This is a genomic window from Sorangiineae bacterium MSr12523, from assembly GCA_037157775.1.
In the GTDB taxonomy this organism is placed as follows: domain Bacteria; phylum Myxococcota_A; class Polyangia; order Polyangiales; family Polyangiaceae; genus Pendulispora; species Pendulispora brunnea.
The window spans coordinates 10115928-10133736 of the sequence record CP089982.1 but is presented as its reverse complement, the minus strand read 5'-3'; the positions used below and the strand labels follow the sequence as shown (position 1 = coordinate 10133736).

Below are 17809 nucleotides of genomic sequence, written 5' to 3'. Positions count from 1 at the left end.
TGCAATGGCTATATCGAAATTCGTGCTGAATGGTCACGAAGTTCAGATCGACGTGGACCCGGAGACACCCCTGCTTTGGGTGATCCGTGAACAACTCGGGCTTACGGGTACGAAATACGGGTGTGGCCGAGCCTTGTGCGGTGCGTGCACCGTGCACCTCGACGGAAAAGCCATCCGGTCATGCGTATATCCGGTGAGCGAGGCGGAGGGGCGTCAGGTGACGACCATCGAAGGCCTGAACGGCGGCGTGCAGCACCCGCTGCAGGCGGCGTGGATTGCCGAGAACGTGCCGCAATGCGGATATTGCCAATCCGGCCAAATCATGGGCGCGGCCGCGATGTTGGCCGTCAATCCCGCACCGAGCGACGAAGATATTGCAAGCGTCATGGCGTCTCATATTTGCCGATGCGGCACATATCCGAGAATCCGTCTCGCCATTCATCGTGCGGCGGCTCAAATGGGACGCAACGGAGGTGGACGATGAATCCCAGCCGACGCGACCTGCTCCGGTTCGCGGGCGGTCTGGTGCTCGCGCTGCACCTTCCGGGCTGCGGACGCTCGTCCGAGGCGCCGCCAGCGCCTGGAACGCCGCCGGCGAGGCCGGGAACGGCGTTCGAGCCGAATGCATGGCTACGCATCTATCCCGACGATCGCATCGTGTTCGTCCTCGATCGGGTCGAAATGGGGCAGGGGACGATGACGTCGCACCCCATGATCATGGCCGAGGAGCTGGAGGTGGATCCACAACGCATCGAAATCGTGTTTGCCGGTGTCGATCCCGTGTACGGCGTTCGGCTGCCCCATTTCAGGGGAGCTCAAACGACGGCAGGCTCCGCGAGCGTCCTAAGCTCGTGGGATCCCTTGCGGGTTGCGGGGGCGACGGCCCGTGAGATGTTGCGGCGTGCCGCCGCGGCAGAGTGGAGCGTTCCGCTCGAGGAGTGCGATGCCCGCGACGGAACCATTCGACATGCGCCGAGCGGGCGAACGGCCACCTATGGCGCGCTGGCGACGAGGGCTGCAGCGTTTCCCGTCGAGGAGCCGAGGCTCAAGGAACCACATGAATTTCGCTTGCTAGGGAAGTCGATTCGCCGTCTCGACGGACCGGTCAAGACGAATGGTTCGGCGGTATATGGCCTTGACGTCAAGCTACCGGGGCTCGTCGTCGCGGTGGTGATACATCCGCCCGTGCACGATGGGCGTGTCGCGTCCTTCGACGCGGCCGTCGCGCGCACTCGTCCGGGCGTGCTCGACGTGTTCCCGCTCGAGCTCGCGCCCACTGGACCGATCGCGGGCGTACCGGGCCAGCTCGATTTGCGGCCTCAGGGAATTGCCGTCGTGGCCGCGACCTATTGGCAAGCGCGCAGGGCCTCCGAGGACGTGCGCGTCACGTGGGAGGGGGGACGCACCGGGACCTCCTCGGAATCGATCCTGGCGCACTACCGTGACCTGTCGTCGCGACCGGGGACGGTGCAAAGCGCCGTAGGTGACGTGGACGCGGAGTTGGGCCGCGCGGCCGCCACGTTGGAAGCCACGTACGAAACCCCGTTTCTCGCGCATGCGGGGTTGGAGCCGACGAATGCGACGGCGATCGTGACGGGCGAGCGTTGCGAGATTTGGGTGCCCACTCAAGCGCCGGGCTGGATGCAGGCGACGGCCGCACAAGTCCTGGGGCGTCCGGCGCCGTCGATTCAGGTTCACGGGACGATGATCGGGGGGGCCTTCGGGCGCCGTACGCGCCCGGAAGAAGTGACGGAGGCCGTCCTGATTGCACAGCGCATCGGCAGACCCGTCAAGGTCGTGTGGTCGCGCGAAGACGAAATGGCCAATGACTACTATCGGCCCATGGCCGTCTCGTCCATGCGCGGTGGTCTCGATGCGACGGGGATGCTCCGCGCCTGGCTATGCCGCCTTGCATGCCAGGTTGGACCGATCGTCCCCGGCCTCGATACGGAGGCGTTTACCAACACGCTGTACGCTATTGCGGCAACGCGGGTCGAGGGCTGCGTTGCCGAATCCATCGTGCGATGCGGTGCCTGGCGCTCGGTGGCGCTATCGTCCAATACATTCGCCTTCGAATGCTTCCTCGACGAGCTCGCGCACTTGGGCGGGCGCGACCCCGTGGAGTTCCGCCGCCCGCTGCTTCGCGATGCCCCGAGGGCTCTCGGCGTCCTCGAGCTCGCTGCTTCCAAGGCTGGATGGGGCAGCCCCCTGCCTGCAGGTACGGGGCGCGGCATCGCGCTGCAGTCGAGGGCGGACTCCCATTGCGCCCAGGTCGTCGAGGCGGAGGTGAATGGCACGGACGTGCGCGTGCGGCGGGTGGTGGCGGCCATCGATTGTGGTCTGCCGATCCATCCGGATCTGATACGCGCGCAGATCGAGGGATCCATTGTCTTTGGGTTGGGCGCGGCGCTCCACGGGCAGATCACCTTTCGGGAGGGCCAGGTTCAGCAGAGCAACTTCGACGATTTTCGGGTGCTGCGCTACCACGAGTGCCCGGCCATCGAGGTGCACGTGGTCGACAACACGGAGCGGCCGTCGGGCAGCGGCGAGGTGGGGGTAGCACCGATTGCACCTGCGTTGTGCAATGCGATCTTCGCCGCGAGCGGCCGGCGCATCCGCCGTTTGCCCATCGCGCTCGCCATGAAGGAGGCACCGTGAACGCGCGCGTCTTGGTTGCAGGATCCGTCATCGCGCTCGGGGCAACGGTAGGATGGCTCGGCCGGCCCGAGCGCGCCGTCGCCGCGGAGCCGCTCGCCGAGTACGACGTTCTTTACCGCGTGCTCCTCTCGCCGCGCTGTCGGAATTGTCACCCCGCCGGAGACGCCCCGCTGCAGACGGATGAAGGCATTCCCCACGCGCAAAACATCACGCGCCGCTCGGAGCACAATGGTCTATCGTGCTCGACGTGCCACCGCTCGAGCAATGGACGACTGCCGCACACGCCGCCCGGCGCGCCGCATTGGGATTTACCGCCGGCGGCGACACCGATGGTCTTCCAAGGTCGCACGCCGCGGCAGCTCTGCGAGCAGCTCAAGGATCCCGTGCAGACGAACGGCAAGGACCTCGCCGCCTTGGTCGAGCACATCGCGACCGATCCGCTGGTCGCATGGGGTTGGTCCCCCGGCCCCGGACGGACGTTGCCGCCTGTCTCCCACGAGCGGACGACCGAGGCGATTCGCTCCTGGGTAGCGGGCGGGGCACCGTGCCCATAATCGACGACCGAAGTCGCATTTGTTAGGTTCAATACGTGATCGATCTCTCGTCCATTCTCGATGGTTATGCTGCGGCGCGCCGGGCTGGCGAGGCCGGTTTGCTGGCCACATTGGTCGAGGTGGAAGGCTCCACGTACATGCGCCCGGGGGCGCGTGCGTTCATCACGCCGCAGGGGGGCGTGATCGGTCTGGTGAGCGGCGGCTGCCTGGAAAAGGACCTGGCCGAGCATGCGCGCGCACTATCCCCCGAGGTTTCACGTCGTCTCGTTGTCTATGATTTGCGCGACGACGACGATATCGATTTTGGTCTCGGGCTTGGCTGCAAAGGCAAATTGTCCATCGTGATCGAGCGCATCGATCCACATGATCGTGCGAATCCGCTGGAGCGCCTGCTGGCCTTTTGGAATCAACGCCCGCCGTCGCCAGGCGTCGTCGTCACGGCGCTGGATGAGGCTCGCTCGGCCGCGGCGCTGGAACACGAATGCACCGAAGTTTTGCGATCTGGCAAGTCGCGCATGGTCGCCCTGGAGGGAAAACGCTATTTCGTGGAGTACCTCGCCCCGCGCACGGCGCTGGCCATATTCGGGGGCGGGCCCGATGCCATTCCGGTGGTGCACCGCGCCAAGTCGCTGGGGTGGTGGGTGGCACTCTGGGATCATCGGGAGAGTGCGCTGGTCAATGAGGCCTTTTCCGCCTGCGATGAAAGGCACCTCGTGCCCATTGCAGGGCTGGCGCGCGCGGCCGCAGAGGCCCGTGCGAGCGCGGCGCTGGTGATGACCCACCATTACCGGGCCGATGTGGAGGTTCTGCGCGGCCTCGCCGGGCAGCGTCTCCCGTACGTGGGCCTGCTCGGTCCGCGCGAACGCGCGCGTGCGCTCTTCGAGGAGCTCGCCGGGCCGGTCCCCGAGCACCTGCACAGCCCCGCGGGGCTCGACGTGGGGGCAGGGACGCCGGAGGCCATTGCACTGTCGATTGTGGCGGAGATCCATGCCGTGCTGCACGGGCGGTCCGGCGGTTCGTTGCGCCACCGCGGAGGGCCGATTCATGACCGCGACACATGATGCGAGACAGGAGAGGGTCCACGCCGTGATCCTTGCGGCGGGTGGCTCGAGCCGGCTCGGGCACCCCAAGCAACTCGTCCAAATTGGTCACGAGGGCGTGAGCCTGCTTCGCCGCACTGTTCAGATGGCACGAGCCTCCGAGGCGGCGTCGGTCACCGTGGTGCTCGGTGCAAACGAGGCGACCATGGCCGCGGAGCTCGCGGGCATCGAGGTGCGCACCGCGCACAACGCAGCCTGGCAACGCGGCATGGGCTCGTCGATCCGATGCGGTGTGCATGCGTTGCGCTATGCGCCCGCCGAAGACGGGATTCTCTTCGTTGTGTGCGATCAGCTTCGCGTGACGACGGCGCATTTGAATCGAATGATTGCCGCCTTTCGCGATGGGGCGACCATCGTGGCCAGTGGCTACGCGGACACGGCGGGGGTGCCAGCCCTGTTCGCGGGCACCTTTCGCGAGGAGCTCGCCGGCCTTTCGGACCAACAGGGGGGCAAGCACCTTCTCGAGCGGCACGCGGCGCTCGTGCGCGTGGTGCATCTTCCCGGTGGGGAGGTCGATGTCGACACCGCCGACGATCTGCGCCGCGCGCAGACTTTCGCCGTGGCGCGCGACTTTCCCGCGCTCGAACAACGAGTGAACGAGCGGCGGCTGGTCTACTTGGATACGGCGGCCACGGCCCTGAAGCCGCGCGCGGTCATCGAGGCCGTCACCCAAGTGTACGCGCGCGATTGTGCGAACGTGCATCGCGGGCTTCACCAGCTTTCGCAGCGGGCGAGTGCGGCGTACGAAGCCGCACGGGCTGCGCTCGCCGGCTTTCTCGGTGCACGCTCGCAGGAGGAAGTCGTCTTCGTTCGCGGCGCCACGGAGGCGCTCAACCTCGTGGCCGCGTCGTGGGCCATGCCGCGGCTCGGGCAGGGCGATCGCATCCTGGTGACCGCGCTGGAACATCACGCGAACCTCGTGCCGTGGCAGATCGTCGCCCGCCGCACGGGGGCCATTCTGGACGTCGCGCCCATCGAGCCCTCGGGCGAAGTGTCCCTCGACGTCTTGGCCTCGCGCCTGACGGACCGCACACGCCTCGTTGCCGTTTCACACGCCTCGAACGTGCTCGGCACGGTGCTTCCCATTCGGGAAATTGCGCGCATGGCCCATGCTCGAGGCGCGCTTCTCGTCGTCGACGGCGCGCAGGCGGCCGCGCACGTGCGCATCGATGTGAAAGACCTCGATTGCGATTTTTACGCGCTGAGCGGGCACAAGGTCTATGGCCCGAGCGGCATCGGCGTGCTCTGGGCGCGCGCCGAGCTCCTCGCGGAGATGGAGCCGTACCAGGTCGGCGGCGACATGGTCGCCGATGTGGCCTTCGAGGGCGCCTCCTACCGCGCGCCGCCTCACCGCTTCGAGGCGGGCACGCCGAACATCGAGGGGGCCATCGGCCTGGGCGCGGCCGTGCGCTACCTGCGCGGGCTCGACGCGGCCGCCCGCGAAGCGCACGAACGCGATCTCCTCGAGTATGCGGTGTCGACCCTGGAGGAAATCCCCGGCGTGCAGATCGTGGGTTCACCGGCCACGCGCATTCCGCTGCTCTCGTTCACCGTGGAGGACATTCACCCGCACGATCTGGCCACCTTCCTCGACGGGGAAGGCATCGCCGTGCGGGCTGGCCACCATTGCGCGCAGCCCCTTCTCGAGCAACTCGGCCATTCGGCGCTCACCCGTGTGTCGTTTGGTATCTACAACACGCACGCCGACGTCGACGCGCTGGCCGAGGCCCTGCGCGGCGCCCGCGATTTCTTTTCGGTGTTTTAGCGCGATGGCCTCCGTTCGCGATCTGTACAAGCGCACCATTCTCGAACATAGCCGCGCCCCGCGGAACTTCCGCGCGCTCACCGGCGAGGGCGTTCTCTTCGCCGAACTCCGCAACGTCGCGTGCGGAGATCGCATCGTCCTTGCCGTCGCCGTCCAAGAGGACATCGTCCGAGATATCGCCTTTCAGGGAAGCGGATGTGCCATCAGCATGGCCTCCGCCTCGCTCATGACGGAGACGGTCAAAAGCCTCCATCGAGCCGACGTGCACCGTCTGCACGATCAATTCGCGACATTGTTGCGTGACGGGGCGCGTGACGGGGCGCGTGACGGGGCGCGTGACGGGGTGCGTGACGGGACCGATGTGGATTTGGGCGACCTTGTCGCTTTTCGCGAGGTGGCACGGTTTCCCGTGCGGATTGCGTGCGCCACATTGGCCTGGGACGCCCTTCGCGCGGCGATATTGCTCTAGTTTTCGAATCCCAACGAAGTTTTCTCATCGAGGATTCGGCCTGGTGGGCTACGCGCCCATGTCGCCAGACATCCGCCTGGTGGACGCCAACCCGTCCACGGACCGTCATGCGAATGTTGCCTCGTTGACACAAATTGACCACCTCGTTATATCGATTGCATCGATGATTCGCCCACGTGTTGGCGCCATCGGCGCGCGGGTGCGTTCCATCCCTGCCAGCCTATGGATCCCCGCATTCGTTCAGACGGTGTTCCTCATCGCGTTCGTCGCGAGCGATGGCTATGACGTCGCGCGCAATGGCGAAACGATTCGCGTCTTGCTCACGTATGCAACCGTATTCGCCCTTTTCGGGGTGATTCCCCTCGTCACACGGACACCGCGCGGTGCGTTGCGGATCACGGCGGTGGTGTTCTTCTTGTTCGTCGCGGCCAACTTTGCGCGGTTCGAAACGACTGGCTCGTTCGACTACGGCTTCGTGCACGCGAATTTTCGTGAGATCGCCACGCCCCTCGGACGTCGCATCGTTCTCGCGAACGTGCACCTATGGGAAGTTGCCGTTCTCTTCGTCCTCCCGCTCGCGTTCATCGGCGCGTTCGTGCGCTGGCCTCCGCAGCGATGGCGCGGAACGGAGAGGTCACGCCGGCTGGCCGTGGGGGTATGCCTTCTCGTCCTGGTCGGCGTGCCCGTGGCGCGCATTCGTACCCACGAGTCGCTGACCGACTTTGCCATCTCGGCCTTCCGCTTCCACGCCGTGCGCCGGGCCGCCGCGGCCAGCGTCCACGGGACGGAATTCCCTTTGGTGCACGAGTCCATCCCCAGCGCATCTCCGCGCAGGCTCGCCGATGTCCCGCGGCCCCACGTCATTCTTCTCTTCCTCGAGTCGTGGAGCGGGCACTATTCCGATAAGAAGCGCCCCGACGGACATCCGTTCACGCCCGTTTTCGATGCCCACCGGCGTGAGGGACTGACCTTCGATCACTTCTACGGCAACTCCGTGCAGAGCAGTCGCGGGCACTTTGCGACACTTTGCTCGCTCATTCCCATGATCCACGCGAAGGAGTTCGTGGACATCCCGAATACGCGTGTGCGCTGCCTCCCGGAGGTGATGGGCGAGCATGGCTACGCCACCTCGTTCCACTCGGCGAGCGACGAGCCCGATTTCGATTCCGCCGACACCTTTCTTGCCCGAATTGGTTTCGAAGATATTCGCTTTGCGCAGAAGCGCGCGCAGGTGCCGGAAGGCACCGTCTGGGGCGTGGGGGTTCAGGACGATGTCTTCTACCAGCGTTTCTTCGCAGGTCTCGATGCGACGATGGCGCGTGAGCCGGGCAGGCCCCAGTTTGCCGTGCTCGCGAATGCGTCGCATCATTATCCGTTCGACAAAAATCCAAAACACGTCCCGGATCCGGAGTACGACGGCAACTCCAGCAAATACCAACGGAACTACACCGCGTCGCTGACCGCCGCCGATACGTGGTTGGGCACCTTCTTCGCGGAGCTCGATCGAAGGCCCGCATTGCGCGATGCCATCGTCATCCTCGTCGGCGATCACAGCTTTCCGGCGGATGAACACGGCGTTCACTTCAATGCCATCGGCTCCTTCGAGGAGACGTTTCACATCGGCTTTTCGCTTCGTTGGAGAGGGCACGTGGCACCGCAGGTGGTCACCGACCGCGCGGCCTCGCAAATCGACCTCGCGCCGACGATTCTCGATCTGCTCCAGATCCGCACGAAGACGCCCTTCATGGGGCGCTCGCTGGTTGCGGCGGACGATGCGCGGCCGCCCGTTCCGCTGGTGCAGCCGTACGACGGGGTCCAGCTCGCGGCCGTGCAGTGGCCCTACAAGCTCACCGTGCACGAGTCGGCCGAGCAGGAGCACCTCTACGATCTCGCGCAGGACCCCGACGAAGAGAACGATCTCATCGAGGATCCCGCGCGTGCCGCACAGGTGGCGACGCTGCGGCAGACCATCGTCCGCATCCACGCCAACGAAGACATCCTGCTCGCGAACCGCGTCTGGCCGCTTGCTTCGTCGCGCTAGGTCAACGCGATCCCGCCCGCCACGCGTTGTCGCGCGGTGAGCGTTCGAACGATGGCCTGGCGTCGAAGAGGACGAAGGGCGCCTGCGGATCGAAGGTGGCAGGGAGCGGTGTGCGGCGCGAAGGCGTCGTGTCGTCGTCGAAGCGTTGCAGCGCATCGAACGACTTGGCCTCGGGCTGCCAGTCGTCTTTTTCCCAATGGAAGCGTTGGCCGCGGGCCTGCGGGCCCCCTGCTTCGCTCACGGTGACCGTCAGCTCCGATGCCGCGGGTGGTCCCAAAAGCGCGTCGCGCGTATCGGTCCCCGCGGCCTTCTCCAACGCGGTTTGCACGGTATCGCCAAGGCGCACCATGTCGGCCACGCGCGTGGCGATGCGCACGGCCTCCGCGGGGCCGATGGATTGCGCCCACGCGAGGGTCTCCAGCGGCGCGTACGCAGGGACCCACTTGGCGTCGCCGTCGCTTGCAAGGCCCGAGAGCGGCGCATCGAGTGCTCCGAGTGAATCGGCCACGCGATCGCTGCGGCGGGCGAGAAGCGCGAGCCATGGGTCGACGCCATCGGCCGAGCGGACGCACTCGAGTCCGAGCCACCCGGCGACGCCGTCGAGAAGCCATCGCGCGCCGGGCCCACCGCGTGGGTCGGCGCGATCGGCGAGCGCGCGCGCTGCGAGGGCCTGGGCGAGTGCGGCGCGCCGGGTGGATCGCCCGACGCCGGCGGAGGCGACGTCCCAACCTTCGCCCTCGGGCAGCCAGACGATCGCGCCGTGGACTTCGAGCTTGCCGCGCTCGCGCGGGGCTTGCACGATGCTCGTGATCTCCGGTGTCGTTCCCAGGTGCGCGTGAACGCACTCGCGCATGCGGCGGAAGTCCTCGAGGACCTCGCGCGCCGTATCGATGCGCGTTGCTCCGTGCCACACCGTGATCCCGTCTTCATTTCGCTCCTGCAAGCCAGCTCCCTCGGGCAGCCAGGCCACGGCGAAGTCGAGGCCTCGATGCGTCTCACCTTGGGTCGTCGAGCTCGAACCTGTCGCGTTGGAGAACGACACCGACCAGTGCCAATCCCCCGCGGGCGCGACCCCCGACATGGGCGCGAGGGCCTTTGCATCGATGGGCGGCGGCTTCTCCGCCAAGCCTAAATTTCGCCGCATCGAGGGCGAACGAAGGGGGCGCTCGCCGTCGATCCCCAAGCGCGGAAGCAGGTCCGCGGCGCGTGCCCACACGCCCGAGCCGTCCAGCCATGGCGCCTCGTTCTCCTCGAACCAGTCGGGGGCCGTGATCGCGATGTTCAATTGGACATTGCACCCGCGCTCCGCGCAGCTGCCCAAATCGAGCATGAAGTGCTCCTCCTGCTCGAGCACCTCGCGCGGGGTGCCGTCCACACGGGCCTCCTCGATGCGCATGCCCGCGCGCAGACCGCCATGGAGTTTCGCCCCCGCGGAGCGCACGCCGCGGAGTTCCCAGACGATGCGGGCGGTACGATCCAAGGGTCGGATCGTCGCATCGACCCGTCCCCCCTCCACCGAAAAGGGCGAGGCCTCCGACCAAAAGCGCTTTTCCCAGGCTGCATCGGAGGCGTTTTTCTCGGTCTTGGATGCGAAGCCCGCCTGCACGACGATGCGCTCGTGTAGGAGCCCTGCACAAACGACGGACGCGGCGAGGCTTGCGATGCCGAGGACCCCGGCGCCCTGCCGGAGCCTTCGTCCGGCATCGCGCCATCGCGCGAGCCAGGTGATCGCCGTGCCGCGGACGTGTGCCAGCCACGCGAGCGCGATGGTGAAGGCCACGACGCTCATCTTGAGACAGGCCATCTGCAGCACCGGTCCAAGCCACGGCCTCCAGCCTGCAAATTCGGACAGCGCAATGTGAATGGGCACGCCGATCTGCGCGACGGGATAGGAAACGATGTCCAGCTCGTGGTTGAGCAGCGCGATGAAGGCGACCAGCATCGAAAGCGCGTAGGCGGTTCCCGACGAGCGCACGAGGGCGTGGACGAGGAACGTCAGCGCGCCGAGCTCCAAGAGCGGAGGTGCGGCCACGAGGGCATTCACGAGCAACGCCGTCCACGGCTCGAAGGTGGACGGTGCCGTGAGGCCGACCACGATCCAGTTCGAGAGCGTCGGCAACAGCGCCAGGATGAAGGTGAGTCCAAGGGCGGCCAGGGCCCGACCCAGCACGCGCGTGCCGAGCGGTGCCGGGGTGGTGTCGAGCATCTCGTCGAAGCCGGCCCGGTCGTCGCGTCGCACGAGTGCGCCCACGAAACCTGCGACGGTGAACAACGAAAAGACGTAACAAAGGCGAAGCAGGAACGGCGCGAGGATGGCAGCCCGCGGAACGAACGGCCCATCGGCGTGCCCCACCATGTGATAAAAGGCGCCGGCCACGTTCATCAGCGTCCAGAGCCCGATGGCCACGCGAAATGCCCATCCCCTGGTCGTCTGGCTCAAATGCCAGCGCGCTTCGAGCAATGTGGCGCTCTTCAAAAGATTACTCTTCGGAAGAGCATTCATCTTCTGCACGGAATCGTTCTTTTGGACTGCCGCCCGCTCCAGAACGAGCGTTTCCCGCCGTAGCCTTCGGAGTGCCCAGCCCAAAATGGCCGCAGGTATCACCGTCCAGAGCAGGCGATTGATCCATAGCGGTGCACTCAGCGCCAATTGCGCCGTGGCCTTTTCGTGCGGTGTCCAGCGCTTCGTCTGGGCTTCCGCTTCTCCAAAACCGCTGACGTCCAGCACCGTCGCGATGTCGGCGTGAACGCTGCCACCGCGCAGCACCACCATCGCGACCATCCAGACCAAGATGACCACGGCGGCCACGGCAAATGGCCCCGCCGAGCTTCGCGTCCGCAACGCCGCCGTGAGATACAGCGCCCCCAATCCGAGCGCCGAGGGCACGACGAAGAGAATCCACGCCCATGCGATGGCCGCATATGGCGTGGGCCGGACGGCTTCGGCGGGAAAGGCTCCCAGTTTGGCCAGGGCGGGAACGAGCAGAAACCCGATGGAGCTCGACGAACCGAGAATGACGGCCAGCCCGAGCGCGCCCGCGTAGCGCGAAAGCAAGAGCCCGCGTAGCGAGACCGGGGTTGTGAGCACGAGCTCGTGGAGGCTCGCGGCGCGGTCGCGTGTCACGACCTGCGCGAACACCCACGCCCACGCGAAGACGAGCCAGAACGACTGCCCCGACGTCATCTGGAAGATCACGTGCGGGCTGTTGCGCGCCACATCGGCGCCGCCCATCTGACGCAGGTATTCCGCGTTGAAGAGCATCATGAAGAGGTAGCCCACCAGCCCCACGAACATGAGTGGAACCAGCGACGTTCGGAGGCCCGCCCGAAGCTCGTGCCACGCTTCCATGGCGTAAATGCGATAGACGCTCATGCGGCCTCTTTCGCCGGCCGCGCTTGCGCGAGAACGTGGTGATACGCATCGTCGAGCCGGGGCGTGTGCGGCACGAAGCCGTCGCCGGGGGACGCATCGGCGACCACGACGGCCCGCGTGCCCTCGGGCGTGGCCGACACGTTGAGCGCATCCTCGGGAGCGCGCTCCGTGCGGGGGTAGATGCGGCTCCAGATGCGCCCTTCCAGCGGCCGCACCAACTCCGCCGGTGTTCCACTCGCGACCACGCGCCCCCGGTCGAGAATGGAAAGCCTGCCGCAAAGGCTCTCGATGTCGTCCACGATGTGGGTCGACAGAAGAACGACGGCTTCGGCCGCGACATCGGCCAGCACGCAGTGGAATCGATTGCGCTCGGCCGGATCGAGGCCTGCCGTCGGCTCGTCGACAATCAGCAACTCGGGCGAGCCCAAAAGCGCCAAGGCAATGCCGAACCGACGCAGCATCCCGCCCGAATAGGTGGCCACCTCGCGGTGCGCCGCATCGGTCAAGTTGACCCGTTCGAGCAAATGGCCAATCTCGGCATCGCGCTCGCGCCGGTCCGTGCGCCCTTTCAACCAGGCAAACCGCTCCAGCATCGAGCGCGCCGTCACACCGGGGTAGGCGCCAATCTGCTGCGGAAGATAACCGAGGCGGCGCCGCAGACCGTCGGATGAAGCGAGGACGTCCAGCCCTTTGAAATGGATGGTCCCCGCATCGGGCGTTTGCAGGGTCGCCAAGGTGCGCATCAGCGTGCTTTTGCCCGCGCCGTTGGGGCCCAAAAGGCCGTAGAGACCCGGTCCGACCTCGAGCTCCACACCGTCCAGCGCCCGAAGACCATTGGCGTAGGTCTTCTTCAATCCTCGCACGAGTAAACCGTTCGACATGGCAAACCTCGTCATTCCATCAGCGGACGCGAACGATGCCCCACGTGACACCGGGCATCACCAGACCGAGGGCGGGCGCGCCATCGCCGGTTCTGCGCCGCAACGTGGTGGAGGCGAAGTTCGCCGTCGAGACATTCTCGTAGGCCTGACCGTCCACCTCGAAGACGGTAATGCCACCGGCGAGCGGCGCGGCATCGGTGCGCTCGGCGGGCCGCGCATTGTTCAAGGAGATGCGCCACGTCTGCCACGCCGTCGCCGAAAAGGCCTGGTTGTACGTGGCACCAGGCGCGGGCGAATAGAGCGCGCGGTCCAGCACGCGCACGTAGGCATCGCCGTTCGAGCCGGGAATCAAACCGCCACTGGGCGCGCCGGTGACATCGTTGAGCGTGACCACGGTCGCATCGGGTACGTCTTGTCCGACGGCCAGGCGCGCCAAACAAGGTGCGGGCGAATTGTTCGGTGAAATCAGATGCACGGAGGCCACGTACGGATCGGATGCAAAGTACACGTCTCCGTTGGGCGCGCCCGCCGTGTAGAGCAGCCCTCCGCAGGGTGCCTTTTTGACCTCCAAGTTGCCATTCGTGGGGTCGAAAAAGAGAATCTTCGATTCAGCCGCCACGTGGTCGTAGTTCGCGCTGGTGCCATAAACGGCGGTGACGTACCGGTTTCCAAATTTGCGAAATCCGTTTTGCGCGAGAAAGGTATTCTCGGAGCCGCCAATCAGCACCTCGGCCAGGCTGATGCGCCGGACGATCTGCATGGCGACGAGATCGAGCTCCAGGGCTTGCCCCGACTTGGGATCGAAGAGATAACCCTTGTTGGGCCCGTCGAAGAGCATGTTCTCGCCCAAAAGGGCGGCAATGCCCACGCCGTTCAAACCGAGCCGGCCTTGGACCTCGGGTCGTCCGTCCTTCAATCCGTACTTCGACACGGTGAGCTGCTCGGCGCTGACGACGTAAAAGACGCCCGTCTGCGGTACGCCCCATATCGAAGCGCCGCCCGGAAGCTCGATGGCTTGATCCAGCTTGGCCTCGCCGCCATGGATGTCGCTGACCAGCCAGAGCAGCGAAGTCACCTGCGCAAAGTCGGGACTGTAGACGCGCCCGGTGACCGCGTAGGCCGGACCATTGCTCGCAGGAGGGGAGCTCGATTTCGAATCATCGCTGCTGCATCCCGCCACACCGAGAAGACAGGCAGCCACCCAAAAAGCGATACGGCGAATCGTCATTGCGGTGCTTCTCCTAAAAGTCAGCCGAGGTTTTGACGTAAAAGGCCCTGCCCGGGCGTTGAACACCGAAGAAGTCGAACACCGCTTCGTCGGTGAGGTTCTGAGCCTCCACGGCCATGCCAAAGCTCGTCGCGTTCTTGCGAACGACATAGCCGAGGGCCACCGAATGCACGAACTGTGAAGGGATCTCTTTCTTGAAATCCGTCTGGCCGATGCTCTCCCAGGTTCGAAAAAACGAGTGCACGTAGCGGCTGTTCCACGTGAGGGAGATTTCGTCCTGCGGGGCCAATGCGTTGCGCATTTGCAGTCGCATGGATGCGTTGCCGAAGAAATAAGGTCGATTGGGAATCCGATCGCCTTCGAAGTCGCCGAACGTGCCCTCGCGCGAGCGGTTGCGAAAATCCACGTAGGTGACGTTCCCATCGAGGACGACGTATTCTCCGGGTGAGGTCCAGCCGGCGGATCCTTCCACCCCGAGCGAGCGTCCGTCGTACACGTTTTGGTAGCTCTGCGCACGGGCGTCGCCCAAGACGACGATGAGGTTCCGCGCCTCGCGCACGAATGCGTTGGCCGTCGCACGCCAGCCGCCCGACGGGGTTTCGCGTGCGTCGAACGTCAGTCCGAGGTTGCCGTTGTGGCTCGACTCGGGCTCGAGGTTCAAATTGGGGATGATGAAAGCATTGTCGCCGAATACTTCATCGGCGCGCGGAAGGCGCGTGGCATATTCGTACGACGCTTTGGCGTAAAGCCAAGGCGAAAAGCGGTAACGGATTCCGTTGCCCGCACCGAATCGATGCGTGCTGCGATCGCGCCGCTGGAAAATGTTGCCCGGCAGCGGCTCCTCGCCATCGAGGCTCTGTACGTAATCCTTGGCAAACGCGATGTTTTGCAGGCGCCCGTCGAACAGATTGGCCTCGTATTCGAGCCCGTTCACCAAGGTGAAGAGCTTGCGGTCGGCCGACAGCGGATCGCGGTCCTGGGAATCGCTGGGGAATTGGGAGCGGCCCGTTCGCGCGAGGTACGTGGGCGCGACGGAGAGCCGGAGGGCGTGCGCGTGGTGAAAACGCCACTCGAGGTTGAAACGGGCGAAGCCCGAGTCGTCGAACACGACGTCGTCGTGCGGGCGCAGTGGATCGGACTCCCCGGGTCGGCGGCGCGGGCCCGTGCAGCGGCCGAACCAGTCGTAGACGCACGTAGCGGTGTCCAGGAAATGTCCGCGCGTGCGGGTGTATCCGCCCACGACGTCCAGGGATACGCCGTGCCCGAGCGGCTGCGTGTACCGCAAGCTCGCGCCCATGGACGTTTGATCGTAGCTCACGCCGCCGTAAGGCACCGTCATGACGACGTTGTGCTGGTACTCCTTGTCGAAGTCAGTGACGAAGGCGCGCAGGAGCAGGCGCTTCGCCCAAGGCCGATCGACGAAGCCGGCCTCCACGTTGCCGCCCTCGGCGCGGTAGCGATCGTGGAAGCGGTACACGCGCGTGGGGGTGAGAACGCCGCGTGCATCGGCGACGTCGACGTCGACGGGGTAATCGTTTTTCGCGTAATCGAGAAAGCCGTTGGCCCGTGCGAAGAGGCCGGTGCCCTCGTCCAAGTGCCTCGCGCCGAGGGTCAATCGGTGCGTATCGAACGAGCCGACTTCGTACGAGGCGCCGGCGTGCGTGCCGCGAATGTCTCGATCGGTGACCAGGTTGACGGCGCCGCCGAGTGCATCGGCGCCCAAGCGCACGGGCACGACGCCGCTGTAGACTTCGACCCGATTGAGCAGGTTCACGGGCACGTTGGCAATGCCGAACGGGTAGCCCGCGAGTTCGAGGGGAACGCCATCGAGGAAGAAGCGAACCTGGTCGTCGGTGAGGCCATTGAGCGAGAAGCGCGTATTGGAACCGAGCCCACCTTCGCGCCGCACGCCGACGCCTTGCGTGCGGGCGAGCACCTCGCCCAAATCCGCCGACTCGCGCTTGGCCCGATTCATCTCGACGACCGTCACGGCCTCCGCCGAGCTGCGCAATCGATCCGCCTCGGACTTGCCCTTCACCGTGACGTCGGTCGGAGCTGGACTCCCTCCCCCTTTGGGGGAAGGGGCCGGGACCACCGCCGCGGGAGGGACCGACGTTTCGACTTTCTCGGGCGGCGCCTGCGCAGGGAGATGAAATTCGTACGAATAGAGAATACGTGCAGCGACCGGGCTGCCGTTTCTCTGCGCGGGCGAGAACGAGAAACGCAATGCCGCTTCACGCGCCGCTTCGTCGAAGCCGTATCCTGCGGACTGCACGGGCTCGGCCGCCGAGACATGCCCGTCGGCATCGACGGTGAGGCGCAGCACTACGGTCCCCTCCACGCGTTGCGCAAGTGCTTCGGCGGGATACGCGGCCTCGACGGGCGAGACGAGCACCGGCGGAAGAACAGTCTCCGCGATCGGAGGATCTTGAGCGCGTGCGATGCCCTCCGCGAGCACCGCGCTCGCCGCCACCAGGGCAGCACAGATGACGTGTCTCATCATGGAACGAGCTACAACTCGAGTAGCGCATCTACAGCAACCACATTGAATGAGCAATAGAATTGCATTTTCAATAACGTCCGCTACACTTGTTTACTTGCGGAAGTGAAGCTCGTGTCGGGCGTTGTTGAAAATACATGTTAATTGCATTTACATCTCTGGTGCGTCGTTGCTAACGGATCTGCCATGGGACTTATGTCGAGACGATGCTTCGCAACGACCCTGTCGATGGGAATCTTGTGTGCGGTATCCGCCCAAGGGCAGGAGGCCCGAGGTGCAGCCTGTCCGCCGAGCTGTGAGCGCGTGACCTTCGATGTGCATTTGCAACCCGGCGCCGCCGACGCGTACCGCATGGTGGGCTCGCTTTGTGCGCGGGGCCCCGTCGTGCCGCACACCCTGCAAATCCTTTTGCATGGCGCAACGTATACGAAGGAATATTGGGATTTCCCCTACGCCCGCCCGCGCTATTCGTATGTTGCGGCGCAAACCGCCGCGGGTTTTGCCACCCTGAGCCTGGACGGCCTCGGTGCCGGCGAAAGCGATCACCCGCCGGCCGCGCAGGTCACCACCGCGGCCAATGCGTACGCCGTTCATCAAATCATTCAGACGATGCAGTCTGGCTCGTTTTTGCGCTCATTTCGGCCCGAGCGCATCGTTTTGGTGGGCCATTCGCTCGGGGCCGCAGTTGCGGCCGTCGAAGCGGCGACTTATCAAGATGTGGACGGGGTGATCTTCTCCGGGATCCTTCACAACCAGGGTCCTGACAATTTTACCCTCTATCAGAATTTGCAGCCGGCCGCCCCGGAGGGATACGTGACCACCATTGCCGGTCAGCGGGGCCCGTTATTCTATCGTTCCGAATACGCCGAATCCGCGGTCATCGAGGCGGACGAGCGACTCAAATCGACCGTCAGCGCCACTCAATTTTCCGACGCTGCGGCGGGGGCCGCGGCGACGGCGTCCATTCGTGTACCCGTGTTGGTGGCGGTGGGCGACGAGGATTCGACGTATTGCAGCCCCCCATCGTGCTCGGAAACGGGCGCGCTCGAACGCGAAAAAGCGTTCTACACGCCCGAAGCCCGTGTCGAGGTGGTGGGCATTCCGCAGGTGGGGCATTCGCTCAACCTGCACCGTCGTGCCGGGGCCTGGTTTGCGGCTGCAGCCGCATGGACCGCACGACGCGTTCATTGATTCGAATTTACCAAGTTCTATTTCCCAGAGTGGAACATGAAATATCGAC

General features: G+C 65.4%; 12 protein-coding genes and 1 pseudogene. 9 read left to right on the top strand and 4 right to left on the bottom strand.

Annotated features, from left to right (window positions below; translation table 11 throughout):
- Positions 1–4 precede the first annotated feature (4 nt).
- The 8 genes and pseudogenes from LZC95_39630 to LZC95_39595 all read left to right on the top strand — a co-directional run bounded on the left by LZC95_39630 (position 5) and on the right by LZC95_39595 (position 8587).
- Entirely contained in the window at positions 5–484 is a 480-nt protein-coding gene (locus LZC95_39630) for a (2Fe-2S)-binding protein (GenBank protein WXA92547.1), read from the top strand.
- Positions 481–2658 carry a molybdopterin-dependent oxidoreductase gene (locus tag LZC95_39625; GenBank protein ID WXA92546.1) on the top strand — a complete coding sequence of 726 codons (2178 nt, stop codon included), beginning with the start codon at positions 481–483 and terminating at the stop codon, positions 2656–2658. Before LZC95_39630 ends, LZC95_39625 begins: the two co-directional genes overlap by 4 nt.
- Positions 2655–3212, top strand: coding sequence for a hypothetical protein (locus tag LZC95_39620; protein WXA92545.1), 558 nt, complete (start codon positions 2655–2657; stop codon positions 3210–3212). Before LZC95_39625 ends, LZC95_39620 begins: the two co-directional genes overlap by 4 nt.
- A 35-nt stretch (positions 3213–3247) precedes the next feature.
- Complete coding sequence (locus tag LZC95_39615; GenBank protein WXA92544.1) at positions 3248–4273, top strand: XdhC family protein; 1026 nt, start codon at positions 3248–3250, stop codon at positions 4271–4273.
- Positions 4257–4730: pseudogene (locus LZC95_39610) on the top strand (nucleotidyltransferase family protein). Before LZC95_39615 ends, LZC95_39610 begins: the two are co-directional and overlap by 17 nt.
- A 141-nt stretch (positions 4731–4871) precedes the next feature.
- On the top strand, positions 4872–6077 hold the full coding sequence (locus LZC95_39605) for a SufS family cysteine desulfurase (protein ID WXB00259.1): 1206 nt from the start codon (positions 4872–4874) through the stop codon (positions 6075–6077).
- A 4-nt stretch (positions 6078–6081) separates the two neighbouring features.
- Entirely contained in the window at positions 6082–6546 is a 465-nt protein-coding gene (locus LZC95_39600) for an SUF system NifU family Fe-S cluster assembly protein (GenBank protein ID WXA92543.1), read from the top strand.
- Positions 6547–6709: 163 nt separating this feature from the next.
- On the top strand, positions 6710–8587 hold the full coding sequence (locus LZC95_39595) for a sulfatase-like hydrolase/transferase (protein WXA92542.1): 1878 nt from the start codon (positions 6710–6712) through the stop codon (positions 8585–8587).
- A gap of 1 nt (position 8588) precedes the next feature.
- On the opposite strand, the gene LZC95_39590 is transcribed toward LZC95_39595, so the two are convergent.
- The 4 genes from LZC95_39590 to mxcH are packed head-to-tail and all read right to left on the bottom strand — an operon-like array spanning position 8589 to position 16572.
- Entirely contained in the window at positions 8589–11960 is a 3372-nt protein-coding gene (locus LZC95_39590; protein WXA92541.1) for a hypothetical protein, read from the bottom strand.
- Entirely contained in the window at positions 11957–12841 is an 885-nt protein-coding gene (locus LZC95_39585; protein ID WXA92540.1) for an ABC transporter ATP-binding protein, read from the bottom strand. The genes LZC95_39590 and LZC95_39585 overlap by 4 nt, the downstream gene beginning before the upstream one ends.
- Before the next feature lie 19 nt (positions 12842–12860).
- A complete protein-coding gene (locus LZC95_39580; GenBank protein ID WXA92539.1) occupies positions 12861–14069 on the bottom strand; it encodes a hypothetical protein in 1209 nt (402 codons plus the stop codon).
- Positions 14070–14082: 13 nt separating this feature from the next.
- Positions 14083–16572, bottom strand: coding sequence for a TonB-dependent siderophore myxochelin receptor MxcH (gene mxcH / locus LZC95_39575; protein ID WXA92538.1), 2490 nt, complete (start codon positions 16570–16572; stop codon positions 14083–14085).
- A gap of 183 nt (positions 16573–16755) precedes the next feature.
- Between mxcH and LZC95_39570 the strand changes: the two genes are divergently transcribed.
- Positions 16756–17760 (top strand): alpha/beta hydrolase, encoded by a 1005-nt coding sequence (locus tag LZC95_39570; protein WXA92537.1) that lies wholly within the window; start codon positions 16756–16758, stop codon positions 17758–17760.
- Positions 17761–17809 lie beyond the last annotated feature (49 nt).

Coding starts and splice junctions, on each gene's coding strand:
- LZC95_39625 (WXA92546.1), top strand. CDS start 481: ATGAATCCCAGCCGACGCGACCTGCTCCGGTTCGCGGGCGGTCTGGTG.
- LZC95_39595 (WXA92542.1), top strand. CDS start 6,710: ATGATTCGCCCACGTGTTGGCGCCATCGGCGCGCGGGTGCGTTCCATC.
- LZC95_39570 (WXA92537.1), top strand. CDS start 16,756: ATGGGACTTATGTCGAGACGATGCTTCGCAACGACCCTGTCGATGGGA.
- LZC95_39580 (WXA92539.1), bottom strand. CDS start 14,069: ATGACGATTCGCCGTATCGCTTTTTGGGTGGCTGCCTGTCTTCTCGGT.
- LZC95_39600 (WXA92543.1), top strand. CDS start 6,082: ATGGCCTCCGTTCGCGATCTGTACAAGCGCACCATTCTCGAACATAGC.
- LZC95_39590 (WXA92541.1), bottom strand. CDS start 11,960: ATGAGCGTCTATCGCATTTACGCCATGGAAGCGTGGCACGAGCTTCGG.
- LZC95_39630 (WXA92547.1), top strand. CDS start 5: ATGGCTATATCGAAATTCGTGCTGAATGGTCACGAAGTTCAGATCGAC.
- LZC95_39585 (WXA92540.1), bottom strand. CDS start 12,841: ATGTCGAACGGTTTACTCGTGCGAGGATTGAAGAAGACCTACGCCAAT.
- mxcH (WXA92538.1), bottom strand. CDS start 16,572: ATGATGAGACACGTCATCTGTGCTGCCCTGGTGGCGGCGAGCGCGGTG.